The 22,378-nt window shown below is 72.0% G+C and carries 22 protein-coding genes and 1 pseudogene; 6 read left to right on the top strand and 17 right to left on the bottom strand.

The features are described from left to right. The first annotated feature begins 60 nt into the window (after nucleotides 1-60). From HPY23_RS03765 to HPY23_RS03755, 3 genes are all read left to right on the top strand, one after another. Nucleotides 61-258: a DUF1127 domain-containing protein gene (locus tag HPY23_RS03765; protein ID WP_060847025.1), complete on the top strand. Its 198-nt coding sequence runs from the start codon at nucleotides 61-63 to the stop codon at nucleotides 256-258. 117 nt (nucleotides 259-375) lie between these two features. Further along, on the top strand, nucleotides 376-819 hold the full coding sequence (locus HPY23_RS03760) for a VOC family protein (RefSeq protein ID WP_060847024.1): 444 nt from the start codon (nucleotides 376-378) through the stop codon (nucleotides 817-819). Nucleotides 820-982: 163 nt separating this feature from the next. After that, entirely contained in the window at nucleotides 983-2,305 is a 1,323-nt protein-coding gene (locus HPY23_RS03755; protein WP_060847023.1) for a pilus assembly protein, read from the top strand. A gap of 10 nt (nucleotides 2,306-2,315) precedes the next feature. On the opposite strand, the gene HPY23_RS03750 is transcribed toward HPY23_RS03755, so the two are convergent. The 4 genes from HPY23_RS03750 to HPY23_RS03735 form a co-directional block, all read right to left on the bottom strand. Further along, entirely contained in the window at nucleotides 2,316-3,077 is a 762-nt protein-coding gene (locus HPY23_RS03750; protein WP_060847022.1) for an SDR family NAD(P)-dependent oxidoreductase, read from the bottom strand. 194 nt (nucleotides 3,078-3,271) lie between these two features. Next, a complete protein-coding gene (locus tag HPY23_RS03745; RefSeq protein WP_091746525.1) occupies nucleotides 3,272-3,718 on the bottom strand; it encodes a Crp/Fnr family transcriptional regulator in 447 nt (148 codons plus the stop codon). Further along, nucleotides 3,715-6,858 (bottom strand): ABC transporter transmembrane domain-containing protein, encoded by a 3,144-nt coding sequence (locus HPY23_RS33515; RefSeq protein ID WP_200601620.1) that lies wholly within the window; start codon nucleotides 6,856-6,858, stop codon nucleotides 3,715-3,717. Before HPY23_RS33515 ends, HPY23_RS03745 begins: the two co-directional genes overlap by 4 nt. A 132-nt stretch (nucleotides 6,859-6,990) precedes the next feature. Further along, entirely contained in the window at nucleotides 6,991-7,209 is a 219-nt protein-coding gene (locus tag HPY23_RS03735; RefSeq protein WP_060847020.1) for a hypothetical protein, read from the bottom strand. A 302-nt stretch (nucleotides 7,210-7,511) separates the two neighbouring features. Here HPY23_RS03735 and HPY23_RS03730 point away from each other — a divergent pair, with 302 nt between their 5' ends. Next, nucleotides 7,512-7,706 carry a con-10 family general stress protein gene (locus tag HPY23_RS03730; RefSeq protein WP_048429096.1) on the top strand — a complete coding sequence of 65 codons (195 nt, stop codon included), beginning with the start codon at nucleotides 7,512-7,514 and terminating at the stop codon, nucleotides 7,704-7,706. Nucleotides 7,707-7,920: 214 nt separating this feature from the next. Here HPY23_RS03730 and HPY23_RS03725 read toward each other — a convergent pair whose 3' ends face one another. From HPY23_RS03725 to HPY23_RS03715, 3 genes are all read right to left on the bottom strand, one after another. Beyond that, nucleotides 7,921-8,127: a hypothetical protein gene (locus tag HPY23_RS03725; RefSeq protein WP_091881696.1), complete on the bottom strand. Its 207-nt coding sequence runs from the start codon at nucleotides 8,125-8,127 to the stop codon at nucleotides 7,921-7,923. 30 nt (nucleotides 8,128-8,157) lie between these two features. After that, nucleotides 8,158-8,670 (bottom strand): hypothetical protein, encoded by a 513-nt coding sequence (locus HPY23_RS03720; protein WP_091881692.1) that lies wholly within the window; start codon nucleotides 8,668-8,670, stop codon nucleotides 8,158-8,160. A 772-nt stretch (nucleotides 8,671-9,442) separates the two neighbouring features. Continuing rightward, nucleotides 9,443-10,246 (bottom strand): response regulator, encoded by an 804-nt coding sequence (locus tag HPY23_RS03715; protein WP_060847017.1) that lies wholly within the window; start codon nucleotides 10,244-10,246, stop codon nucleotides 9,443-9,445. A 228-nt stretch (nucleotides 10,247-10,474) separates the two neighbouring features. On the opposite strand from HPY23_RS03715, the gene HPY23_RS03710 reads away from it, so the two are divergent. Beyond that, nucleotides 10,475-10,720, top strand: coding sequence for a NepR family anti-sigma factor (locus tag HPY23_RS03710; RefSeq protein ID WP_091881689.1), 246 nt, complete (start codon nucleotides 10,475-10,477; stop codon nucleotides 10,718-10,720). Between the two features lie 155 nt (nucleotides 10,721-10,875). Here HPY23_RS03710 and HPY23_RS03705 read toward each other — a convergent pair whose 3' ends face one another. Then, complete coding sequence (locus HPY23_RS03705; protein ID WP_048429091.1) at nucleotides 10,876-11,052, bottom strand: DUF1328 domain-containing protein; 177 nt, start codon at nucleotides 11,050-11,052, stop codon at nucleotides 10,876-10,878. Between the two features lie 199 nt (nucleotides 11,053-11,251). On the opposite strand from HPY23_RS03705, the gene HPY23_RS03700 reads away from it, so the two are divergent. Beyond that, the gene (locus tag HPY23_RS03700) at nucleotides 11,252-11,449 is read left to right on the top strand and encodes a hypothetical protein (RefSeq protein ID WP_060847015.1); all 198 of its coding nucleotides are present in this window, start codon (nucleotides 11,252-11,254) and stop codon (nucleotides 11,447-11,449) included. Between the two features lie 137 nt (nucleotides 11,450-11,586). Here the strand turns inward: HPY23_RS03700 and HPY23_RS03695 are convergent, their stop codons facing one another. From HPY23_RS03695 to murB, 9 genes and pseudogenes are all read right to left on the bottom strand, one after another. Then, nucleotides 11,587-11,790, bottom strand: coding sequence for a hypothetical protein (locus HPY23_RS03695; protein WP_060847014.1), 204 nt, complete (start codon nucleotides 11,788-11,790; stop codon nucleotides 11,587-11,589). Nucleotides 11,791-11,995: 205 nt separating this feature from the next. Continuing rightward, on the bottom strand, nucleotides 11,996-13,669 hold the full coding sequence (recN, locus tag HPY23_RS03690; protein ID WP_060847013.1) for a DNA repair protein RecN: 1,674 nt from the start codon (nucleotides 13,667-13,669) through the stop codon (nucleotides 11,996-11,998). 123 nt (nucleotides 13,670-13,792) lie between these two features. After that, nucleotides 13,793-14,695: an outer membrane protein assembly factor BamD gene (locus HPY23_RS03685; RefSeq protein ID WP_060847012.1), complete on the bottom strand. Its 903-nt coding sequence runs from the start codon at nucleotides 14,693-14,695 to the stop codon at nucleotides 13,793-13,795. A 246-nt stretch (nucleotides 14,696-14,941) separates the two neighbouring features. After that, nucleotides 14,942-15,889, bottom strand: a complete 948-nt coding sequence (gene lpxC, locus HPY23_RS03680) for a UDP-3-O-acyl-N-acetylglucosamine deacetylase (protein WP_060847011.1) — start codon at nucleotides 15,887-15,889, stop codon at nucleotides 14,942-14,944. A 418-nt stretch (nucleotides 15,890-16,307) separates the two neighbouring features. Next, nucleotides 16,308-18,140 carry a cell division protein FtsZ gene (gene ftsZ / locus HPY23_RS03675; protein WP_060847010.1) on the bottom strand — a complete coding sequence of 611 codons (1,833 nt, stop codon included), beginning with the start codon at nucleotides 18,138-18,140 and terminating at the stop codon, nucleotides 16,308-16,310. Nucleotides 18,141-18,255: 115 nt separating this feature from the next. Then, nucleotides 18,256-19,581, bottom strand: a complete 1,326-nt coding sequence (ftsA, locus tag HPY23_RS03670; protein ID WP_060847009.1) for a cell division protein FtsA — start codon at nucleotides 19,579-19,581, stop codon at nucleotides 18,256-18,258. Between the two features lie 85 nt (nucleotides 19,582-19,666). Further along, entirely contained in the window at nucleotides 19,667-20,659 is a 993-nt protein-coding gene (locus tag HPY23_RS03665; RefSeq protein ID WP_060847008.1) for a cell division protein FtsQ/DivIB, read from the bottom strand. Further along, nucleotides 20,629-20,916, bottom strand: a pseudogene (locus HPY23_RS33985) (D-alanine--D-alanine ligase); the annotation flags it as partial. The gene HPY23_RS03665 and the pseudogene HPY23_RS33985, both read right to left, overlap by 31 nt. Nucleotides 20,917-21,224: 308 nt before the next feature. After that, nucleotides 21,225-22,145, bottom strand: a complete 921-nt coding sequence (murB, locus tag HPY23_RS03660) for a UDP-N-acetylmuramate dehydrogenase (RefSeq protein ID WP_091881686.1) — start codon at nucleotides 22,143-22,145, stop codon at nucleotides 21,225-21,227. Nucleotides 22,146-22,378 lie beyond the last annotated feature (233 nt).

The raw sequence follows: 22,378 nt of genomic DNA, 5'->3' as shown, positions 1-22,378 counted from the left end.
ATACAATCCTGGCGGCGCAATCCCGGCCGGACTGCCCTCTCCCCGTTCGGATCGACCCCCATGCCCGCCTTCTCCCTGCCGCTCGCCGATTCCGTCTCCGCCCCTCGGCCGCCCCGCCCGACCCTCCTCGGCCTCTGGTGGCGGCGCGCCCGGGACCGCCGGGTCCTCGCCGCGCTGACGCCCGCGCAGATGCGCGATACCGGCCTCGACCCCGACACGGTGCGGCAGGAGAGCCTCAAGCCGTTCTGGCGCGCCTGACCGGCGCGTCGCGATGGCGCGACATTTCCCGCCGGCCCGCTGTTCACCGGCGCCGGCGCCGCGTTACCTTCAGCCGCGTGCAAGACCTTGAGCCGCGTGCAAGCCCGGAGGCCCGCGATGCCGGATACCGAGACCCTTTCCGACCTCGCGCCCGCCGCGCCGGTGACCGGCGTCGCCCCGGCGATCCACCTCGACCATTGCGTCATCCACGTCTCGGACTGGGAGCGCTCGACCGCCTTCTACCGCGACGTGGTCGGGGCCGAGGTGATCCCGGTCGGGCGGGGCTACGCCTACCGCTTCGGCGGCGTGCAGCTGAACTGCCACGGACCGGGCCAGATCGGCGAGCCCCGGGCCCGGCTGCCGGTGGCGCCCGGCAACAGCGACCTGTGCTTCCGCTGGCCCGGCCCGATCGAGGAGGCGGCGGCCCATCTCGAACGCCACGGCGTGCCGGTCGAGCTCGGCCCGGTGCCGCGCCGCGGGGCCGTCGGCGAGGGAATCAGCGTCTATTTCCGCGACCCCGATGGGTCGCTTTTGGAGTTCATCACCTATCCGACGGCTTGACCCCGGCCGACGGCCGACGCGAAGGATAGCGGCCCACTATACTGACCCTGGGTCAATATGATTCTGGCGCCGGGACCGTACGGCCGTGGGTTTCGACGATCGCGTTCACGGCGGGGAAACGCCCGTCGGGGCAGGATGGCGGACGCCTCCCGGTCGGTTCATCATGCCCCTGCCTCCCCTCCTGCTCACCCTGACGGCGCGGCTCCGGGCCTTCCGGCACGACCGACGCGGCAGCGTCGCGATGCTGGTCGGCCTGACCTTCCTGGTGCTGCTGATCCTGGCCGGCGCCGGATTCGACTTCGCCCGCTCGCGCCAGGACCGCTCGCGCCTCGACGCCGCCCTCGACGCCGCGGTGCTGGCCGGCGCCCAGGCGGTGCGGGCGGCGGATGCCAAGGGCCAGTCGGACGCCGCGATCCGCCAGGCCGGCATGGACACCGCCACGCAGGTCTTCGCCACGGTGGCCCCGAAGGTGGTCGCCGCCACGGCGGCGCAGGCGCGCTTCACCGTCGCCCTGGCGGGCCGCAGCGTCACCGTCTCGGGGACCTACACCGCCTCGACCAAGACGACCCTGATGGGGGTCATCGGCACCGCGGCGATGCCCTATGACGGCGCGTCGCAGGCCAGCGCCGACCTGTCGCCCCTGATCGACGTCTACCTGCTGATCGACGTGTCGGGCTCGATGGCGCTGGGGGCGACGAACGCCGATATCGCGGCGCTCCAGGCCAACCTGAACGGGTGCGCCTTCGCCTGCCACGACGGCCAGCCGGTGAAGAATACCAGCCTGGACAGCTACCAGTGGGCGAAGGCCAACGGCATCACCCTGCGCCTCGACGAGATGAACCAGGGCATCCTGGATTTCGTCGCCTCGCTGCGCCGGCAGGAGGCGGCGAGCAAGCGGGTGCGGGTCGCGATCTACGCGTTCAGCACCCAGCTCACCAAGGTGCTCGACCCGACGAGCGACCTGTCCAAGGTGGCCCGCAACCTGCCCAAGACGCCGAGCGCCTCGGGCGAGAGCGACGGGGCGACGCTGTTTTCGGGCATCATGCCGGCCTTCACCCAGGCGGTGGGCCCGAGCGGCGACGGCATCACCACCCCGAAGAAGCTCGTGATCCTGGCGACCGACGGCGTCGCCGATCCGGGCCGGTCCTGGACCTGGGACGTGCCGAAGCGCGCCCTCGTCGCGCCGTTCGATCCGGCGCAATGCGCCGCCCTCAAGGCGCCCGGCGGCAGCGCCAAGCTGCCGGTCTGGGTCGGGGTGATCTACACGCCCTACCTGCCGATGACCTGGGACTGGGGCTACAACGCCACCCTCGGCCAGCCGAGCCAGATCCGCGGCCGGGGCACGCGCCTCGACGACATCCCGTCCCAGCTCGCCGCCTGCGCGACCAGCGGCGACTTCTACATGGAGGCGGGCAAGACCGGCGCGATCGGCGATGCGATGACGAAGCTGTTCAACACCTTCGCGCAGGTCCGGCTGACGAACTGAGGCGAGCGGATCAAAGCCCCGAGACGAGGTGGCCGCCGTCGACCGGCAGGGTCGCGCCGGTCATCCAGCCCGAGGCGTCGCCGGCGAGCAGCAGGAAGGCGCCGTCGAGGTCCTCCGGACGGCCCAGCCGCCGCATCGGGATGCGCTTGAGCATCGCCTGACCGGGGGGCGTCTCGAAGAACTCGCGGTTGATGTCGGTGCCGATGTAGCCCGGCGCCAGCGCGTTGACCCGGATGCCGTAGCGCGCCCATTCGAGGCCGAGGGCCTGGGTCATCTGCACCACGCCGGCCTTCGACACGGTGTAGGGCCCGACCCCGCCGGCGACCCTGAGGCCGAGGATCGACGCGACGTTGACGATCACGCCGCCGCGGCCGGCGTCGCGCCAGGCCCGGGCCGCGGTGACGGACATCGCCCAGACGCCGCGCAGGTTGGTGTCGATCACCCGGTCGAAGGTCGCGATGTCGACGTCGATCGCCGCCCCGCCCTCGGCGATGCCGGCATTGTTGACCACCACGTCCGGCAGGGCGTGCAGCGCCGCGAAGGCGGCCGTCACCGAATCCGGATCGGCGACGTCGAGGGCGACCGCCCGTGCCTCCGGCGCACCGGCGGCGAGGAGATCGCGCACCAGGGCGTCGAGCTTCTCCTTGCGCCGCGCCGCCACCGTGACGGCGGCGCCGCACGACGCGCAGAGCCGGGCGAAATGGTCGCCGAGGCCGCCCGAGGCCCCGGTCACGAGGACGTGGCGGCCCTTCAGGCCGGCTGCGAGATCCATGGTCTCCCCCCGAATCGCTGTCCGGGCCGGCCTCGTTCGCGGGCCGGCCTCGTCGGTCGTGTCATACGGCTCCCCACTGATCGCTCGGCGATTGCGGCGCAATCGCTTCGCGACGCGGAAACCGGCTTCGCTCGAGCGCGTGGACCTTGCGGCTCCACCCGCGCGGGCTGGTGATACGCTTTCCGGAAGGCGCGTCAGCCGGTCCGCGTCTGAGCGAGCTGCTGGTTGGTCATCTCGAGGCGATGGGCGAGCTCGCGCATCACCGCGATGGCGATCTGCGGGAACTGGCTCAGGAGCTCGAGGAAGACCCGGCGGTCGATGCGAAGCGCCGTCGTCGCCACCACCGCGGTCACGGTGGCGGAGCGCGGCTGGTCGGCCAGGATGCCCATCTCGCCGACGAGGGCATTGGCGCCGAGCAGCGCCAGGCGGATCGGACCCTGGGGCCCGTCCAGGGTGACGGCCGCCTCGCCCTCCAGGATCAGGTAGGCCGCGTCCGCCGCGTCGCCCCGGTCGAAGAAACGCTGGCCGTCGGCGAAATGCACCCGCTCGCTGGTGAAGGCGAGGAGCTTCAGGCGGGCCGGGTCCACCTCGCGGAACATCGGCACTTGGCGCAGCGACTGCACCTCGGTCTCAAGCGTCATGCCTTCACATCCTGCTCGACGCGCGCCGGTTCCGGCCCCGTCTCGTTGTCGGCGCGCCGGGAGACTGCCGCAGCCGGCGCTGCAACGCCAGCCCCCGCCGGCACCACTCCGCCGGAAGCGCTGCTTCCCGCGCCGGGCGCATCGGCCGCGGCGAAGGCGTCCCGTTCGGCCCGGCGCGCCTCCTCCGGGTCGGGATCGGTGCCGGGCTCCGGGCCGTCCGCCAGGGCTCCACCGGCGGCGGGCGCCTCTTCCCGCACCGCCGCGTCTTGCCCCGCCGCAGCGTCTTGCCGCGCCGCCGCGTCTTGCCGCGGCACGTCGTCCTGCCGCGCCGGCGGCGCCTCCGGCCCGTGGATCTGCGTGCCGACGGCCCGCAGCACCAGGGCGAAGCGGTCGGCCACCCGGTCGTTGGGGAGCACCGCCACGAGGCTGTTCTCGCGGCCGAACCGTTCCAGCAGGAGCTCGAGGACCGTGCGGGCCCGGTTCTCGCCCATCGGCGAGAGGGCGCCGTCGAGGACGAGGAGGTCGGGCCGGCGCACGAGGGCACGGACCAGGCTCACCACCGCGCGCTGGCTGCCCGACAGGAAGCGCCCCTCGGGACCGACCTGATGGTCGAGGCCGACCCGGGTGATGTCGGGAGCGAGCCGCATCTCCTGGACGAGGGCGGTACCGGTCGCCGTCACGGTCTCGACCGCGTCGGCGACCGACTGGTTGATGCGCCCGAACAGCAGGTTGTCGCGCAAGGGGGCCGCCGCGCAGACCCGGTCGGGGTCGTAGAAGTCGACGCCGCCGAGGCCGGCCTCGTCGAGGGTGATGCGCAGCTCCCCCCGCGCCTCGACCAGCCGCTCGCGGAACGCGTCGTCGATGAGGCCGAGGCGGTGGCGCGGCTCGATATAGGCGAGCGGCAGGGCGATGAGCCGGGTCGCGTCGGCCGAGCCGTAGCGGCCCAGCCCGATCCAGCGCCGACGGAGCCGCTCGAAGGCCGAGGTGCCGTGGCGCTCGGCCGACGCCTCGGTGGCGGTGCGGCGGGCGAGGATCGCCTCGTATTCCGGCAGCTCGTCGGCGGAGAGGAACGAGAACTGCTCGAACAGCGGATGCCCGCTCGGCAGGCCGCGGAAGATCTCCAGCATGGTGGCGGCGATCCGCTCGCCCATGGTGACGAGGTCGTCGGCGAGCCCGGTCCGGTCGAGGACGAGGCGGACCACCGGGTGCTCGGCCAGCGCCCGGCCGGTGAGCGCCGTGGTGGTGGGGACACCGAACAGCAGGTTCTCCGCCACCGTCGCCTGCCGGTTGTAGCGGGCGGGATCGAACGGCTCGACGAGGTGGGCGTGCCCCTCCGCCGCCAGGCGCTCGCGGAAGGCGATCCGCGCCTCGATCAGCCGGGCGGCGAGGTCGGGATGGCGCTCGGGATCGACCTGGCCGAGGAGGCCGAAGCGATAAACCTCCTCGCCCATGCCGATGCGGGTAAGCCAGTCGAGGATCAGGGCGTCGAGCTCGCCCGCATCGGCGACGCCGGCCTGGGCGTAGTCGATCCAGTCGGCCGGGAACGGTGCGACCGGGTTTCCGGTGCGGTGCGCCTCGGCGAGCGCCTTGGCGTCGGTCACGGCGGAATCCGGCGGGCGGCGGTTGAGGCCGTACACGATGTTCTCGCGCAAGGACCCCGGGAACAGGATCGGGTCGACGCCCGCGAAGGCGATGCGCCGGGTGAGCGCGGCGCCCGCCCATTCGGAAAGGTCGTGGCCCTCGAGGGTGACCCGGCCGGAGGTCGGCACCGTCCGGCGCGCCAGCACCCGCGCGAAGGTCGAGGCGGCGGGACCACCGTCGCTGACGATGCCGACGATCGCCGGCAGCGGCAGGGCGAGGGAGACGTTGGCGAGCACCGGCCCGTGCGGTTCCTGCACGCCGACGCCCTCGGCGGCCAGCCGCCCGCACAGGGACTCGTCGCGGCCCGGCGCATCGAGCCCGAGCAGGCGCTCGGGCAGGAATTGCTGCAGCACCTGCTCGTACTTCACCTGCACGTCGAGGCGCTGCTGGTCCCAGTCGATCAGCTCCTTGAGGGGCGGCGGCAGGTCGCGATAGGCCGCGATCACCGCGACGAGCTGGCCGATGCTGAGCTGGCCCTTCAGGGCGAAGTAGCCGCCGATGCAGTAGAACAGGAACGGCGTCATCTGCGCGAGCAGGTTGTTCAGGAACTTGACCATGAACTTGCGCCGGTAGATGCGCAGGCGCAGGTCGAACAGCCCGCCGAGGCGGTGGCCGATCTCGGCCCGCTCCCAGGCCTCGGCCCCGTTGGAATGCACCGCCGCGATGCCGTCCACCACCTCGCCGACCCGGCCGGCGAGGCGGCGCGAGGCGAGCTGACGCTGGCGTCCGAGGCGCAGCAGCTCGCGCCGCAGGCGCGGGATGACCACGAACTGCACCCCCACCACCCCGGCGGCGAGCAGCCCGAGCCAGACGTTCTGGAGCAGGATGAACGTCATCGCGGTGGCGGCCTGGGTGCCGAGGAAGGCCGGCAGGATGTAGGCGTCGCCGATGAAGCCGCCGATCGGCTCGACCTCGTCGCGGATGATGGTGGCGACCTCGGAGGCCTTGGTGTGGCGCAGCGCGTCCGGCGAGAAGCGCATGATCAGCGAGAACAGCTGGAAGCGCAGGCGCCGCAGCATGCGCTCGCCGAGCGCCCCCTTGGCCACGTTGATCCAGTACTTGAAGGCGCCGTTGATCAGCACCAGCAGCAGGAACATCGACGAGAGGCCGAACAGGAGCTCGAACCGATCGACGTCGAAGCCGTCGAACAGCGAGAGATCGTGGCCGAACCAGTCCGGCATCTGCAGGCGCAGCACCAGGAACTTGGCGGTCTCGTTGCCCTTCTCGAAGGCGTGGCCCTGGATCGCCTCGTTGACGATGCGGCGCGGCAGGTCGAGGGAGGCGAAGTAGAGCGGCAGCGAGGCGAGCACGACGGCGCAGATCAGGATCTGGTCGCGCTTCGAGTGCCGCCAGATGTAGCGGAATAGGCTGCGGTCGAGGCCGCCGGAGGCGTCGCCCGCCTCCGGGTCGTTCCCGGCCCTGGCGGGGATCGCCTCGCGGCGCGCCGCCCGATCCCCGTCCCGGCCGCCGGCCGGGCGGTCGTCCGTATCCCGGGCCATCCCGTCGGCCGTGCCCTCCGCTGCTCGCGCCCCGCCGCTCATCGTCCGCCGCCCCATCCCGCCTGCCTGTGTAGAGGGACGGAGCGGGGCTGGGAACCGCTGCCGTGCCGGCCCCACCGGCCGGATCACGCTCTAATCCTTGCGCGGCCGCTCTTTTCGCGTGGTCAGGCCGCCGACCGGCTCGTCGCCGAACTGGCGGTTGGGCTGGGGCGAGTCGCCCGGCTCCTCGGTCGTGGTCGGGTGCGGGCTGCCCTCCTCGGCCGGCATCGCCGGTGCGGCGTCCCGATTGGGGGCCGGGGCGGTCTCGGGGTGCGCGGCGGCCTCTCGGGTCACCATGGTCCTGTTGGTCATCGGGATCTCCGGACTGGACGGGCCTTCGACGGCGAAGGGCGGCGGTGGAGCCGCCTGCCGCGGGGTCCCGGGCGAACGCCGGCCCGCCGGACGGGTTCCCGGCCCGGGCCGTCGCTACGGCCAAGCTTTCCACGCAGCTGCGGCGCGTTGACTCAAGTGGCCGGAGGACGCCGGCCTCTCGTGGCGATGCCTGTACTGGCCCGTTTCGGGACCATCACGACGGCTTGCCTCGCATGCGTGGCAGGAACCATCATTTCCGCTGAAGGTTGTTCGGTCTGAGAACACCGGCCAAGGAGGCACTCATGGCTACCGGAAATTCGACTTCGAAGCGCGGCTTCGCATCCATGGATCTGGAGCGGCAGCGCGAGATTGCCAGCAAGGGCGGTCGCAGCGTGCCGGCGGAGAAGCGCTCCTTCTCGCAGGACCGCGAACTGGCCTCGTCGGCCGGCCGCAAGGGCGGGCAGGCCTCGGGCAGCGGGCGCGCCACCGACGAGTGAGGCGCCGGTCCGATCCGGGCGTCCGCGGCCGCCTTCATCTGGACAGGGCCCTATCGGCACGATTGACGGTTCGAGACCCATCCTCATGCGCCGGAGAGAGATTTCCCCTCTCCGGCGCATCAGTGTGGGCCGCTTTCGACATCTGTACGCACAACGACGGACCCCGGGGCGTGCGCCCCGGGGTCCGTCGTTGTGCGATGATCGGGAACCTGGCTCAGGCGGCGAGGGGCCGAGCCGTGACCACGAGGTTGCGTCTTGCCAGGGCGGCGCAGATCACGTCGTCGACGGGCCGGACTGCCGTAAGGCCGGCCAGCAGGCTGGCGAGTCGGTCGATGTCCGGCTCGACCTGCCCGTCGCGATGGACGCGCTCCAGGGGCAGCGGCTCGGGCGAAGGGTGCTCGTATTCGCGCGGATCGGTCATGGTGAACGGCCCCGTTGTCGAGGGATGGCGTCAGAGGGCCGCGACGCGGAAGGGCAGCGCGTCGCCGGCATCGGCGAGGCAGCGGCTCGGCAGCAGGCGACGGGCCTCGTGGCCGGCCAGGCCGCTGATCGCCCCCTCGCAGCCCTCCGGCATCCGGCGCACCGCCTGGCCGGCCTGGCCGGCCTGGCCGACGTCGCGCTGCGCCACCGAGGCGCCGGCGCGTTCGCGCACGGTGACCTGCGGGATGCTGGTGTCGCGGGCGACCAGCGTCGTGTTGCGATGCGCGTCGGCCTGGTAGACCACGTCGCCCGCCTCGTTGCGCAGGGTGACCTTGGCGGCGCCGAGCCCGGTGATCTCGACCGCCACCGGCACCTGCACCTTCGCGGCCGGGCGGACCGGCCCGAGGCGGTCGCCCTTGATCGCCGCCTGCTCGACGGCCGGGCGGGCGAAGGCCTCGACGGAGTGCTGGACCAGCGGCTGACCGACCAGCGCGACGAACGCGGCGGGAACCGTAATTCCGAAGAAGAAGTGGGGGCGGAGCATACGCGTGGCCCTCGCGGCGAAGCTTGATAATGCTTTCTTAACGCGCGCCCGGCGCCAGTAGTTCCCGCCGACGTGCCTGTCCGGGACAGTTCATGCCGACAAGGCGATGGAGCGCGGCAACCTCTCGTTAACCGGCCGATGGCGGCTGCCGCCCGCTCCAAGTCGCGTCATTTTCGCCACATGCAACGACAAACGAACGATCTTCCATCGCGCCGGAACCTTTCCGGTGGGATTCCCGTTGATATGGCAACCCGGCCACCTGGTCCTCCCCGCATTCCCCTTGTGCATTGGCCGGAAACTCTTCCAACGGGCCGGATCCTGATCCGGCCCGTTCTTTTGTATTGGGACGGCCTCATCGGACACCCTCAAGTCTAGCCGAAACGCGACATCGTGATGAGGGCTCGGCCCGGCGCCGTGTCCGCGCGCCCGCGCAGGCGTTAGCTGGCCGTTACGTGGCATGGGGCGACCGCCGACGGCCGGGTCCCGGCCAGGATCGCCGACCTTCCGCTACCAGCAGACTTCTCTCGGCCTTGCGGGCAGTGTCGACGCGGGCGAAATGCGCGAGAATCAGCCTGGAAGCGAGGGAAGCCGAAGCGGGCAAATCGGAGCGGCTGGGAGGCGATGCCGTTGGCGATCGCCCCGATCGTTCCGTCGCCCGCACGAGCAATCCTTGCCCGAGCCCCCAAGAACGACGAAGTCCCGGCACCCGCCTCGCGGCGGGCCCGGGACTGCAACTCGGAAGGCCGCGCCGCCCGGGGGCGGCGCTATGGCATCATGCGCTCGCGCGGGCCTCGCGGCGGCGGGCACTCTGCTGGAAGAACAGCGCCTGGCTGATCACCGCCGAGACGTTCGCGGGCTGGAACGGCTTGGCGATGAGGAAGGCCGGCTCCGGCCGCTCGCCGGTGAGGAAGCGCTCGGGATACGCGGTGATGAAGATCACCGGCACCTCGAACGACTTCAGGAGGTCGTTCACCGCGTCGAGGCCCGAGGAGCCGTCGGCGAGCTGGATGTCGGCGAGGATCAGGCCGGGGCGCTTGGTCGAGGCGAGCTTGACCGCCTCGGTGCGGGTGCGGGCGACGCCGGTGACGTTGTGGCCGAGACCCTCCACCAGGGCCTCGAGGTCCATGGCGATCAGCGGCTCGTCCTCGATGATGAGGATCTCGGTCGCCATGTCGGCGGCGAGCTCGCGGCCGGCCTCGTCCACGAGGTCGCGGACCTCCGACACGTCGACGCCCAGGATGGTCGCGGCATCCTCCTCGGAGAAGCCTTCGAGGCAGGAGAGCAGGAAGGCCTGGCGCGGCAGCGGGGTGATCTGGCCCAGCCGCACCTCGGCCGGGAGGTCGTGCTGCGTCTGGTCGGTCTGGCCGTTGACCGAAAGCGAGTTCCAGATCCGGGTGAAGACGCGGAACAGGTCGGCCTTGACGTTGGTGCTGCGCCCGAGGGTCTCGGGCTCGTTCACGAGCGTCTCGAGCGTCGCCGCCACGTAGGCATCGCCGGCCACCTGGCTGCCCGTGAGGGCGCGCGCGTAGCGACGCAGGTAAGGCAGGTGCTGCACCACGAGTTGTGCTGTCGACATTCAGATCCCCTTGGTCTTATCGTTCCGCTCGGGTCTTATCGTTTCGCTCGTCGGACCTCGTGCCTTCAACGCCGCGTCGCCGCATTCGTTCCGAACCGGCGCGGAACTGATTCCCCCGACCCGCGTTGTCGCCGCAAGCGCGCGACCCGGCATACCGGGCGCCATGGCATCGCCCTGTCCGCATGTCCAGGACGGGCGAAGGGGAATGGTATGAACGATGGCAAGGGGATGCAGGACCCGGGCGCGCCCGGTCCGCAGTCGTCCCATCAGTCCCCGGAGGACGGGGACGGCCCCGCCGCCGGGTCCGGCGAGCCCACGCTCGACCGCGGCGTTCAGGGACGCATCGGGTCGCACCTGCGCGCCATGTACGACGAGATGATGCAGCAACCGATCCCCGACCGGTTCCTCGATCTCCTCGCCAGCCTCGAACGCAGCGACGCTAAGGCACCGGACGGATCGCCGATCGAGGAGTGATCCGCGAATCGGCGCCCCGCTCCGAAGCGCCCCTCCGAAGCGACCCGTGGTCTTCGGCCGGCATGCCCGACAGTGAAACGCCGCCCCTCGCGGGGAGGGACGGCGCTCGGCCTCGGCGTTGGCTAAAGGCTTACGGCGTGTTCAGGGCCTGGCCGTCACAGCGTCGGCGAACGGCCCCGCATCAGGCCGACCACGGCCGAGATGGCGAACAGCACCACGGCAACGAAGAAGATGAGCTTGGCGGCCTCGACGGCCGTCCCGGCGATGCCGCCGAAGCCGAACAGCGCGGCGACCAGCGCCACGACGAGGAAAGTGACAGCCCAACCCAGCATGGCGTAACCCCTCTTGTCAGATCTCTCGGCCCGCGGCCGATCATGGCAAGATAACGGCAAGCCTGACCGTAGGTTCCAACGTGTCGCAGGTAGCGCGATCGCCTCGGACACCCCACATTCGGATGGCACGGCCGGCGAGGCCAGCGCGGAACTCGGGTTTCGCGCCACACGTTCTCACCGGCGTCTGGATGGAGGCTTGATGATGATCCGTTCCAATGCCCTGCGTGCCGGCCTCGTGCTGCTCGCCCTGCTGGCGGGTCTTCTGACGGCCTCGCCGATGGTGATCACCGGCATCCTCACGGCTCTCGGCCTCGCCGGTGCCCTCGCGGTAGCCGGTGCCCGGGCCCAGGCCCCGGCTCTCGTCCCGGTACGGGTGCGCGATCGTCGGCGCCGCTGAGGCGCCCTCCCCTCTCCATCGGGTGATCGTCCCCTCCTCGTCGAGGGGATCTCGATGACGGCGAGCATCTGCATCGCCGTCGCTCCGCCACCCGGCGGAGCGCCCATTTATCTGGCGCCCCTCCTCGACCGGACCGCTCAGCGGTGGCGCAGCAACTCGCGCTCGCGATGGCGCAACCGCAGCAGCAGGTCGACCTGGTCGAGAGGGATCGGCTGCCGGTCCACCGTGCGCTCGTAGAGCGACCGCAGCGTCCGTCCGAGACGCCGTTGCGCCTCCGCGCCGAGCGCAGGCAGGCCCGTCTCCTCGACGCGATCCCGGGACGCACTCACTTCCTGTTTCATCGGACCACAGGCCCCGTGCCGGTTGCGCGGATCCGAGGGAAGGCTGATCCGCGCCGAGACGAAGCACTCTCGGTCGACATGGTAAAGATTTCGTTAAAATTTTTCTTTCGTTCACCATGTCGGCGACAGCAGCGCTGCCGGGGCGAATCGCGCCGCGAGCTTGACCATACAGCAGGATGTGCTGGCCGGCCACGCTCGTGTGCGGTCAAGCCTCGGCGGCCTGCAGCAGGCGGGCGGCGGCGGCTCGCGCCTCCTCGGTCACCGTCGCGCCGGCGAGCATCCGGGCGATCTCTTCCTGTCGCGGCATCGCGGCGAGCGGCTTTACCCGGGTGGCGACCCGGTCCGAGCCCTTCACCGCCTCCTTGGCGATCAGGAAATGCGTCGAGGCGCGGGCGGCGACCTGCGGCGCATGGGTGACCGCCACGGTCTGGACCCGGGCCGAGAGCCGGGCGAGGCGGGCACCGATCGCGTCCGCGACTGCGCCGCCGACGCCGGTGTCGATCTCGTCGAAGATCAGGGTCGGGGCCGAGCCCTTGTCGGCCAGCACCACCTTGAGGGCGAGCATGAACCGCGACAGCTCGCCGCCCGACGCCACCTTCATCATCGGGCCGGGGCGGGTGCCCGGATTGGTCTGGGCCCAGAACTCGACCCGGTCGAGGCCGGCGGGATCGCGGGCTTCCGGGTCGGTGGCGATCTCGGTGATGAAGCGGGCGCGCTCCAGCTTCAGGGGCGGCAACTCGGCCTGCACCGCCTTGTCGAGGGCGGAGGCCGCCTTGCGCCGGCCCTTGCTCAGCGCCTCGGCCTTCTCGAGATAGGCCGCGTCCGCGGCGGCGAGCGTCGCCTCGAGCCGGCCGAGGGCCTCCTCGCCGGCATCGATCACCGCGACGTCGCCCTCGTAGCGCCCGCGCAGGGCCGCGAGGTCGTCGACGGCGACGTTGTACTTGCGGGCGGCGGCGCGCAGGCCGAACAGCCGCTCCTCGACCCGCTCCAGTTCGCGCGGGTCGAACTCCGCCGCCTGGAGCGCGTCCTCCAGGCAGGTCCGGGCCTCGTCGAGGGCGACGAGGGCGTTGTCGAGGGCGTTGATGCTCGGCTCGACCAGGGCCGGCGCCTGCGCGGCGCGGCGCTCGAGCTTGCGCAGCGCTGCTGAGAGGTGGGCGGTGGGCGAGCCCTGGCCGCCGACGGCATCGAGGGCCTCGTTGAGCTCGCGGGCGACCTTCTCGCCCTGCTGCATCAGGGTGCGGCGCTCGGCGAGCTCGGTCTCCTCGCCGGGCTTCGGGTCGAGGGCGGCGAGCTCCTCGACGGCGTGGCGCAGGAAGTCGACCTCCTTGCGGGCGGCCTCGACCCGGGCGCGGTGCTCGGACAGGGCGGTACGGGCCTGGCGCACCCGGCGCGCGGCGTCCGCCACCGCGGTCTGCCGGGTACCGAGGCCCCCGAAGGCGTCGAGAATCGCCCGGTGGGTGGTGGAATCCGACAGGGCCCGGTCGTCGTGCTGTCCGTGGATCTCGACGAGCGCCGCCCCGATGGCGCGGAGCACCTGCACGCCGACCGGCTGGTCGTTGACGAAGGCGCGGGTGCGCCCGTCCGCGACCTGGATGCGGCGCAGGATCAGGTCGCCCTCGGTGTCGATGTCGGAGGCGGCCGCGATGGTCCGGGCCGGATGGTCGGGGGCGACGTCGAACACCGCCGTGACCTGCCCCTGCGCCTCGCCCTGGCGCACCAGGCGCCCGTCGCCGCGGCCGCCGAGCGCCAGCGTGAAGGCATCGAGGAGGATCGACTTGCCGGCGCCGGTCTCCCCGGTCAGGACGCTCAGGCCTTCGCGAAAGTTCAGCTCGAGCTTATCGATCAGGACGATGTCGCGGATCGCGAGCTGAACCAGCATGCCACCCTTGCCGGGACGAGGAGGAGGACGGGACGAGGAGGAACGGGCGGGTATCTACAGCCGAACGGGCCGCGGCGCGAGTGCGCGCCACGGCCGCATGTCCGGTGGGACGCCGCGAGGGCCTTACTGCGCCTCGGCGGTGCGGGTGTCCATCCCGATCACGCCGCGGAACGCCTTGCTGATCCAGGACGCCTTCTCCTCGCGCGGCTGCAGGCCGCCGCTCTGGAGCAGGTTGAACGCGTCCTTGTACCAGGGCGAATCGGGGAAGTTGTGGCCGAGCACGGCGGCGGCGGTCTGGGCCTCGCCGGTGATGCCGAGTGCCATGTAGGCCTCGGCCAGGCGCTCCAGCGCCTCCTCGACGTGGCGGGTCGTCTGATACTTGCTCACCACGTCGCGGAAGCGGTTGATCGCCGCCGGGAAGTTGCGCCGCTCGAGGTAGTAGCGCCCGATCTCCATCTCCTTGCCGGCGAGCTGGTCGCGGGTGATCTGGATCTTGGCCTTGGCGTCGGCGGCGTATTCCGAGGTCGGGTACTTCTGCACCAGCTCGGTGAGCGCCACGAGGGCCTTCTCGGAGCGGTCCTGGTCGCGGGTCACGTCCGGGATCTGCTTGTAGTGCGACATCGCCAGCAGGTACTGGGCGTAGGCCGCGTCCTTCGAGCCGGGATGGCGCTGCAGGTAGCGCTTCGAGGCGGTGATCGCGTCCTCGTAGCGGCCGCCCTCGTAGTTCGAGTAAGCGGTCATCAGCACCGCCTTCCGCGACCAGTCGGAATAAGCGTACTGCTTGTCGAGGTCCTCGAACCGCTTCGTCGCGCCCTCGTAGTCGCGATCCTCGAGCTTGCCGAGACCCTGGCTGTAGAGCTTGTCGGCCGGAACGTCGGGGACGATCTCGGTCTTGTACTTCTCGTTGGCGAACGGATTGATGGAATCGATCGCGTCGCAGCCGGCCAGTCCCAGGCCGCATGCCGCGAGCAGCGCGGTCCGCAGGACGGTCACCTTCGCGGCGCGAAGCGGGTGGGCGAACGGCATTCGGGTTCTTCCCCAAGCAGGCGGCCTGTCGTGCCGCTGATCCACGAGCCCCTTAGCCCAGGCCGGCGCGGCGCGCCAAGCCCGTGACGGCCACAGCGCGGGAGCAAGCGGCCGTTGATCGGGGACTTCCTTAACCCTGTGGGGCGAATAGGGCGCCAAGACGGCGCGGAGAGGCGCGAAACCTGGATCAAGTCCGCATCCGGCGCCGAAACCCGCCGGCTGTGGCCCGGCCGCAACGGTCCGGGCTCAGAGCTCCGGCGCGTAGACCGCGGCGCCCAGGCCGACGCCGAACTCGGCGAAGGCCGGCTCGCGGCGGGCGGCGGCGCCCTCGACGATGGCGTAGTTCGAGCGATCGGCGAAGAGGGCGGTCAGGACCGCGACGTTGAGGCCGTGGCCGCCGCAGAAGGACTGGTAGGCGCCGAGGATCGGCAGGCCGGCCAGCGCCAGGTCGCCGACGGCATCGAGGATCTTGTGGCGGACGAACTCGTCCGGATAGCGCAGGCCCTCGGGGTTCACCACGCCGCCGTCGCCGACCGCGACGGTGTTCTCCAGCGAGGCGCCGAGCGCGAAGCCGGCCTTCCAGTAGCGCTCGACGTCGCGCATCATCCCGAAGGTGCGGGCGCGGGCGATCTCGCGGCGGTAGGCGGCGGGGGTGAGGGTCAGCGCCTTGCGGCTGCGGCCGATCACCGGGCTCTCGAAGTCGATCTCGACGTCGAGGTGGAAGCCGCGCTCGAACGGGCGCAGCTCGGAATAGGCGCGGCCCTTCTCGGTGCGGACGGTCTTGAGCACCTTGATGAAGCGGCGGGGCGTGCCGCAGGAGGCGGTGCCGACCGCCTCGATCGCCGCCACGAAGGGGGCGGCGCTGCCGTCGAGGATCGGCATCTCGGGGCCGTCGATCTCGACGAGGCAGTTGTCGATGCCGAGCCCGTAGAGGGCGGACATCAGGTGCTCGATGGTGGCGACGGCGCCGGTCTCGCGGCTGCCGATGACGGTGCAGAGCTCGGTGGCGCTGACCTGGGCGTGGTGGGCCTGGATCAGGCGGTCGCGGTCGTCGGCAAGGCCGGTGCGCAGGAAGGCGATGCCATGATGCGCCTCCGCGGGATGGAGCGTGATCGAGACGGGGTTACCGGAGTGGACGCCGATGCCGGAGAGGCTCGCGGCGGAGCGTAGGGTCGTCTGTTGACTTGTTTTCATTACCTCAGCCCTCGGCCGCGACTCACCATCATGTCCCGTTGTCCAGGCCACGTTTCGAGGCGATCCGTCCGTTGCTTGAAGCCCCTGTGGGTGTCAGTGCCGGCAGTCGCTCGGCCTTCGCCCTTGTGCGTAGATCACCTATAGTCGCGCTCGGAAGCACGGCCAAATCACGGATTCTTACGCTCTGTAACAACTCCGGGGACCGGCACCGGACTCGAAAAGCCCTTACCCTTCAATAGTTTATAAAACACGACGACCCCGAGGCCGGGGGGCCTCGGGGTGTGTCATTTGGGCGGCACTGCGGGGCTCGCGCGGCCCGGTCGAGGCGGTGTCCGGACCCCGCGGGGGCACCGCCTGCCGGCGACGCCCCCCGGGGCGGGTGCCCCGCGACCCGATCGCGGCGATCAGTTCGCCGCAATCAGTTCGCTTGGCGGCGCAGGAAGGCCGGGATCTCGAGCTGGTCGTCGTCCATCATGCGGGTGCCGGCCGGCACCGCGCGGCCCTGCGCGTCGAGGTTGCCCTGCGCCGGGCGGTAGCCCTGGGGCTGGGCCGGGTAGCCGGCCTGCGGGGCGTATTGCGGCGCGGGCTGGCGCGGGGCGGCCGGGGCGTGCTGGACCGGCGCCTGGTGGACCGGAGCCTGCGGCATCGGCCGGGGCGCCGGCTGCGGCGCGGCATGCGCCATCGGGGCCGCCGGAGCCTGGACCGGCTGGCCGGCCTCGTCCTCGCGCCGGCCGCCGAAGCCGACGGTGGCGAGGCGGCGCAGCAGCGAGGTGCGCTTGGCATCCGGCGTCACCTGCTGGACCGGCTCCTCGCCACGGCTGGCGCGGATCTGGTTCTGGGCCGGCATCGGCAGGTCCTGGACCCGCGGCATGCGCGGCGCGCGCACCACCGCCGGGGACGGCGGGATGAACGGGCCGGAGGCCATCGGCATCTGCGGCTCGGGCGCCGAGACCGGGGCCGGGGCCGGCTCGTAGACCGGGGTGCGCGGCTGGGCCGGGGTGATCTGCACCTCGTCGCGCATCAGGCTGGCGGCCTGGTGGGCCGTCGGCATCTCCATGCGCAGGGCCTCGGGGGCGGAGATCGGGGCGTGCATGGGGGCGTGCGCCACCGGCTCCGCCACCGGGGCCCGCGCTACCGGGGCCTCGGCGGGACGAAAGGAGGGGGCGGGCGCCGCCGGGGCGGCGGCCCGGGCCCGCGCCTCGGCCCGCAGGCGCTCGGCGACCTCGGCGATGCGCTGCTCGGTCTGGGCGATCTCCGGCGAGCCGATGGCGTTGGCGTTGATCAGCGCCGGCTCGATGCCGGTGGCGACGACCGAGACCCGGATGATGCCGTCGAGGCTCTCGTCGAAGGTGGCGCCCAGGATGATGTTGGCGTCGGAATCGACCTCCTCGCGGATGCGGGTGGCGGCCTCGTCGAGCTCGTAGAGGGTGAGGTCGTTGCCGCCGGTGATCGAGATCAGCAGGCCGCGGGCGCCCTTCATCGAGACGTCGTCGAGGAGCGGGTTGGCGATCGCGGCTTCCGCGGCGCGGTTGGCGCGCTTCTCGCCGGACGCCTCGCCGGTGCCCATCATCGCCTTGCCCATGCCGCGCATGATCGCCCGCACGTCGGCGAAGTCGAGGTTGATGAGACCCTCCTTCACCATCAGGTCGGTGATGCAGGCGACGCCCGAGTAGAGCACCTGGTCGGCCATCGCGAAGGCGTCCGCGAAGGTGGTCTTCTCGTTGGCGACCCGGAACAGGTTCTGGTTCGGGATCACGATCAGGGTGTCGACGGCCTGCTGCAGCTCGTTGATGCCCGACTCGGCGGTGCGCATCCGGCGCACGCCCTCGAACTGGAACGGCTTGGTCACCACGCCGACCGTCAGGATGCCCATGTCGCGGGCGGTGCGGGCGATGACCGGGGCCGCGCCGGTGCCGGTGCCGCCGCCCATGCCGGCGGTGATGAAGCACATGTGGGCGCCCGAGAGCTGGTCGCGGATCTCGTCGATCACCTCCTCGGCGGCGGCGCGGCCGACCTCGGGCTGCGAGCCGGCGCCGAGCCCTTGCGTCACCCCGATGCCCATCTGGATCACGCGCTCGGCCTTCGAGGAGGTCAGCGCCTGGGCGTCGGTGTTGGCGACCACGAACTCGCAGCCGAGCAGGCCCGACTCGATCATGTTGTTGACGGCGTTGCCGCCGGCGCCGCCGACGCCGAACACGGTGATGCGGGGCTTCAGTTCGCGGATGTCCGGAGCTTGCAGGGAGATGGCCATGATGCGCGAGCCTCTGGTGATCGTTTCGTTTCTGGTGGCGCGGTAGCGGCGCCGTTTGCCGTCCCGCCTCTCCGGCGCGGCCCGTTTCCGGGGCCCGCGCCGGGAGGCGATCTCGTTAGAAGCTCTCCCGGATCCAGCGTCCGACCTTGGAGAGGTACGTGTCCGAACCGAGGCCCGCATGGCCGGTCTGGCCGCGCGGCTCGAAATGCTCGACGTGCGAGACCTGGGGGTAGACCAGGAGCCCGACGGCGGCCGAGAAGGCCGGGCCCTTGGCGGCCTCGGGCAATCCCTTGATGCCGAGCGGCCGGCCGATCCGGACCTGGCCCTGCAGGATCCGGCGGGCGACCTCCGGCAGGCCGACGAGCTGGCTGGCGCCGCCCGTCAGCACCACCCGGCGCCCGGCCTGGGCGGCGAAGCCCGCGTTGCGCAGGCGGTCGCGCACCAGCTCCAGCACCTCCTCGACCCGCGGGCGGATGATCCGCACGAGGTGCGACTTCGGAATGTGGTGGGGCAGGTCGCGCTCGTCCTCGTCGACGCCGTGGACCGCGATCATGTCGCGCTCGTCCGACGCCGTCGCCATCGCGGCGCCGTACAGGGTCTTGAGCCGCTCGGCCGCCGCCACCCGGGTCGAGAGGCCGCGGGCGATGTCCATGGTGACGTGGTGGCCGCCGACCGCCAGCGCGTCGCAATGGACGAGGTGGCCGCCCGAGAACACGCCGACGCTGGTGGTGCCGCCGCCCATGTCGACGACGGCGACGCCCATCTCGGCCTCGTCGTCGACCAGCGCCGAGAGGCCCGAGGCGTAGGGCGTCGCGATCACCGCCTCGACGCGCAGGTGGGTATTTTCCACCGCCAGCATCAGGTTGCGGGCCGCCGCGATCTCCGCGGTGACGACGTGGAGGTCGACGCCGAGCCGCTCGCCGAGCATGCCGGACGGATCGACCACCGCGCTCTGCTGGTCGAGGGAGTAGCCGGTCGGCAGGGCGTGCAGCACGGCGCGGCCCGGGCTGATGCTGTGGGTGCTCGCCGCCTCCAGCACCCGCTGCACGTCCGAGCCGGTGACGGCGCCGGTGCGCACCGGGACCTTGGCGTCGAAGTGCTGCGAGCCGAGCCGGCCGCCCGACAGGCTGACGATGACCGACTGGACCTCGACCCGGGCCATGCGCTCGGCGGCGTGGACCGCCTGGCGGATCGAGGTCTCGGCCGCCTCGAGGTCGACCACGGCGCCGCCCTTGAGGCCGAGCGAGCGCTGGTGGCCGATGCCGATGATCCGGGCGAGGTGGGTGCGGCCGCGCAGGGTCGCCAGCGTCTCGACCGGCTGCAGCTCGGCGACGAGGCAGACGATCTTGCTGGTGCCGATGTCGAGCACCGACAGGGTCGCGCTCCGGCGCGCCGAGAGCGGCTTTAAGCGCGGCGTGAGACCGTGCTGGAGGAGACTCATGACGCGACGCTCACCGGGGATGAAAGGGGGATCTGGGGGCTGCGGAAACCGGGGAGACCGGCGGGCGTCACGTCTCGCGCGCGGGTCATGTCTCGGTCCCCTTGGGCTTCTTCTGCTGCTTCTTCTGGGCCTCCAGGCGCGCCGCCGCGCCCTCCTCGGTCAGCCGCACCACCACCCGGTCGGGCAGCCGCAGGTCGACCGCGATGATGTCCTTCTCGAGCAGGCTCGACTCGGCCTCGAGCTTGACGAGGCGGGCCACCGCCTCGCGGGCACCGGTCTCGGGCAGGCGCACGTCGATGCCGTCGAGCTTGAGGGTCCAGCGGCGGCCCGAGACCAGGGTGCCGGCGCGGATCCGGTCCTTGAGCGGGCCCGCGGCCTCGAGGAGCGCGAGGTATTCCTTGGTGCGCAGGTTGGCCTCGTCGCCCACCACCAGGGGCAGGTCGGAGAAGCGGCCGTCGCGCATCTGGTCGATCACCGTGCCGTCGGCGGCGATCACGGCGATCTCGCCGTTGCGCTGCCACAGGGCGCTCGGCTCGCGCTCGGTGAGCGTGATCAGGAGCTCGCGCGGGTAGATCTTGCGCACCGAGACCGCGCCGATCAGCGGCACGGTGGACAGGCGGTCGCGCACGTCGACCACGCTGAGGAAGGGCAGCGAGTTGCGCTGGTCGATGCCGGCGGCCTGCAGGATCTCGGCCGAGCGCAGCTGCACCAGGCCCGAGATCGTCACCTTGTCGAGGCCGAAGCCGAGCGCCCGGGCCGCCATGTCGAGGGGCGTGCCGGAGCGCGCCGCCATCTCGGCGTAGCCGCCGCCGGACACGAAGCCGGCCCCCGCGACGAGGCCGAAGAACCCGAAGGCCAGGCCCATCCCGAGATGGCGCGGCATCCGCCGCTCGATCGGCACCGCCACCGACGAGCGGCGCGGGCGCAGGAACCGCGGCAGGTAGCGGGCCAGGCGCGATTCGCGCGCAGGGCCGCCCCAGGCCGGCGCCGTCCCCGGATGGGGAGCGGGCGTGCCGGCATCTCCGCCGGCGTAACCGGCGGCGATCGGCGGCTCAGGGAAGCGTCCTCCACCATCCATTGGACGAGTTCACCGAAACTGGACCCGGCACGGGCTGCGATCTCCGGCGCGAAGGAAGCGGCCTGGAGTCGTCCGGGGCCCGTCGGCGGCCCTCGCGGATCACGGGCTCACCGGGGCGGAGAACCCGGTGGTCGTCGTGGCGGAGGGTCGGCTCGGCTGGCGTCCCGGCGTCCAAGTGCTTGATGCGCCGTTAACGCCAACTCTCGAACTCGCTGGTAAATATCCGGTAAAATTTCCGCCGCCGGCACGCCGATCGCACGCACCGCCGCCCCGGATGCGGCGGTCCCGAGCGCGCCTTCGAAGGGCCGGGATCCGGCCGCCGCGGGAGCATCGGGCCGGCCGTGGCGAGGCCGCGTTCGCCTCTCGATCCCGTTGTTGTTTCAACTGCTTGGCGAGGGGTGGAGGAAGCACCGGGGAGGTGCCGGCCATTCCGCTCGTCGCCCCGGCGGGGCCGATGCCGGCACCGGCGAGCGTCACCTTTGCGCAACGGGTCCGGTCATCCGGTCGCGGGGCCGCGCGCACCGGGCACCCGCCGGCTTGGTTAACGCGCGGGCCGATTCGCGAATCAGCGGGCGGGCACGCCGATGCGCTTGATCTCCCAGTGCAGATCGACCCCGGAGGTCTCGCGGACGCGGGTGCGCACCTCCTCGCCCAGGCCCTCGATGTCGGCCGCGGTGGCGCCGCCCCGGTTGATCAGGAAGTTGCAGTGCATCTCCGAGACCTGGGCGCCGCCGCGGGTGAGCCCGCGGCAGCCGGCGGCGTCGACGAGCTGCCAGGCCTTGCCCCCGTCCGGGTTCTTGAAGGTCGAGCCGCCGGTGCGCTCGCGGATCGGCTGCGCCGCCTCCCGGGCCGCGGTGACCCGGTCCATCTCGGCCTCGATCGAGGCCCGGTCGCCGGGCTTTCCGCGATAGGTCGCCTGGGTGAAGATCAGGTCGGCCGGCGCCGCGCAGTGGCGGTAGGCAAAGCCCATCTCGGCGTGGGAGAGCACGTGCAGGGCGCCCTTGCGGTCGACGGCGCGGGCCTCGACCAGCACGTCGGTGGTCTCGCCGCCATGCGCCCCGGCATTCATCCTGAGCGCGCCCCCGACCGAGCCCGGGATGCCGCGGTAGAAGGCGAGGCCGTCGAGCCCGGCCTCCGCCGCCGCGCGGGCGAGCTTCATGTCGGGCACGGCCGTGCCGGCCCGGATCGTCTCGCCCTCGACGTGAATCGATCCGAAGGCCTTGCCGCCGAGGCGGATGACGAGGCCCGGCACCCCGCCGTCGCGCACGATCAGGTTCGAGCCGAGCCCGATCACCGTCACGGGCACCTCCGCCGGCAGGGCGGCGAGCGCCGCGGCGAGGTCCTCCTCGTCGGCGGGGGTGAACAGCACGTCGGCCGGCCCTCCGACCCGGAACCAGGTCAGGTCGGCGAGGGGATGGTCGGGCAGGAGGCGGCCGCGCAGGGCGGCGGGGGCCAGGGCGGCGAGGATGGCGGCGGAGGTCGTCATGGATCCGTTCGGAATGATGCAGGATGCCCCTCCCCGCTCGCGGCGGGGCTGTCCGGGACCAGGAAAACGCGCGGGTCTTCTCCTCTCCCCGCGGGCGGGGAGAGGGCTGCGCCCCCGTTCAGGGGGTGCAGCGAGCCCGCAGGGCGGGGGTGAGGGGGGGTCTCCGGAGGAGCCTCACGCGTCGAGACCCCCTCACCCCCGCTCCGGCTGCGCCTGCGCTTGCCGTGTCCCCT

This window comes from Methylobacterium ajmalii (genome assembly GCF_016613415.1).
GTDB lineage: Bacteria > Pseudomonadota > Alphaproteobacteria > Rhizobiales > Beijerinckiaceae > Methylobacterium > Methylobacterium ajmalii.
This window is presented reverse-complemented; position numbering and strand designations above follow the sequence as displayed.

Bases quoted from the DNA above. Each gene is read 5' to 3' on its own strand.
- HPY23_RS03765 (WP_060847025.1), top strand. From the start codon at position 61: ATGCCCGCCTTCTCCCTGCCGCTCGCCGATTCCGTCTCCGCCCCTCGG.
- HPY23_RS03760 (WP_060847024.1), top strand. From the start codon at position 376: ATGCCGGATACCGAGACCCTTTCCGACCTCGCGCCCGCCGCGCCGGTG.
- HPY23_RS03755 (WP_060847023.1), top strand. From the start codon at position 983: ATGCCCCTGCCTCCCCTCCTGCTCACCCTGACGGCGCGGCTCCGGGCC.
- HPY23_RS03750 (WP_060847022.1), bottom strand. From the start codon at position 3,077: ATGGATCTCGCAGCCGGCCTGAAGGGCCGCCACGTCCTCGTGACCGGG.
- HPY23_RS03745 (WP_091746525.1), bottom strand. From the start codon at position 3,718: ATGACGCTTGAGACCGAGGTGCAGTCGCTGCGCCAAGTGCCGATGTTC.
- HPY23_RS33515 (WP_200601620.1), bottom strand. From the start codon at position 6,858: ATGGCCCGGGATACGGACGACCGCCCGGCCGGCGGCCGGGACGGGGAT.
- HPY23_RS03735 (WP_060847020.1), bottom strand. From the start codon at position 7,209: ATGACCAACAGGACCATGGTGACCCGAGAGGCCGCCGCGCACCCCGAG.
- HPY23_RS03730 (WP_048429096.1), top strand. From the start codon at position 7,512: ATGGCTACCGGAAATTCGACTTCGAAGCGCGGCTTCGCATCCATGGAT.
- HPY23_RS03725 (WP_091881696.1), bottom strand. From the start codon at position 8,127: ATGACCGATCCGCGCGAATACGAGCACCCTTCGCCCGAGCCGCTGCCC.
- HPY23_RS03720 (WP_091881692.1), bottom strand. From the start codon at position 8,670: ATGCTCCGCCCCCACTTCTTCTTCGGAATTACGGTTCCCGCCGCGTTC.
- HPY23_RS03715 (WP_060847017.1), bottom strand. From the start codon at position 10,246: ATGTCGACAGCACAACTCGTGGTGCAGCACCTGCCTTACCTGCGTCGC.
- HPY23_RS03710 (WP_091881689.1), top strand. From the start codon at position 10,475: ATGCAGGACCCGGGCGCGCCCGGTCCGCAGTCGTCCCATCAGTCCCCG.
- HPY23_RS03705 (WP_048429091.1), bottom strand. From the start codon at position 11,052: ATGCTGGGTTGGGCTGTCACTTTCCTCGTCGTGGCGCTGGTCGCCGCG.
- HPY23_RS03700 (WP_060847015.1), top strand. From the start codon at position 11,252: ATGATGATCCGTTCCAATGCCCTGCGTGCCGGCCTCGTGCTGCTCGCC.
- HPY23_RS03695 (WP_060847014.1), bottom strand. From the start codon at position 11,790: ATGAAACAGGAAGTGAGTGCGTCCCGGGATCGCGTCGAGGAGACGGGC.
- recN (WP_060847013.1), bottom strand. From the start codon at position 13,669: ATGCTGGTTCAGCTCGCGATCCGCGACATCGTCCTGATCGATAAGCTC.
- HPY23_RS03685 (WP_060847012.1), bottom strand. From the start codon at position 14,695: ATGCCGTTCGCCCACCCGCTTCGCGCCGCGAAGGTGACCGTCCTGCGG.
- lpxC (WP_060847011.1), bottom strand. From the start codon at position 15,889: ATGAAAACAAGTCAACAGACGACCCTACGCTCCGCCGCGAGCCTCTCC.
- ftsZ (WP_060847010.1), bottom strand. From the start codon at position 18,140: ATGGCCATCTCCCTGCAAGCTCCGGACATCCGCGAACTGAAGCCCCGC.
- ftsA (WP_060847009.1), bottom strand. From the start codon at position 19,581: ATGAGTCTCCTCCAGCACGGTCTCACGCCGCGCTTAAAGCCGCTCTCG.
- HPY23_RS03665 (WP_060847008.1), bottom strand. From the start codon at position 20,659: ATGGATGGTGGAGGACGCTTCCCTGAGCCGCCGATCGCCGCCGGTTAC.
- murB (WP_091881686.1), bottom strand. From the start codon at position 22,145: ATGACGACCTCCGCCGCCATCCTCGCCGCCCTGGCCCCCGCCGCCCTG.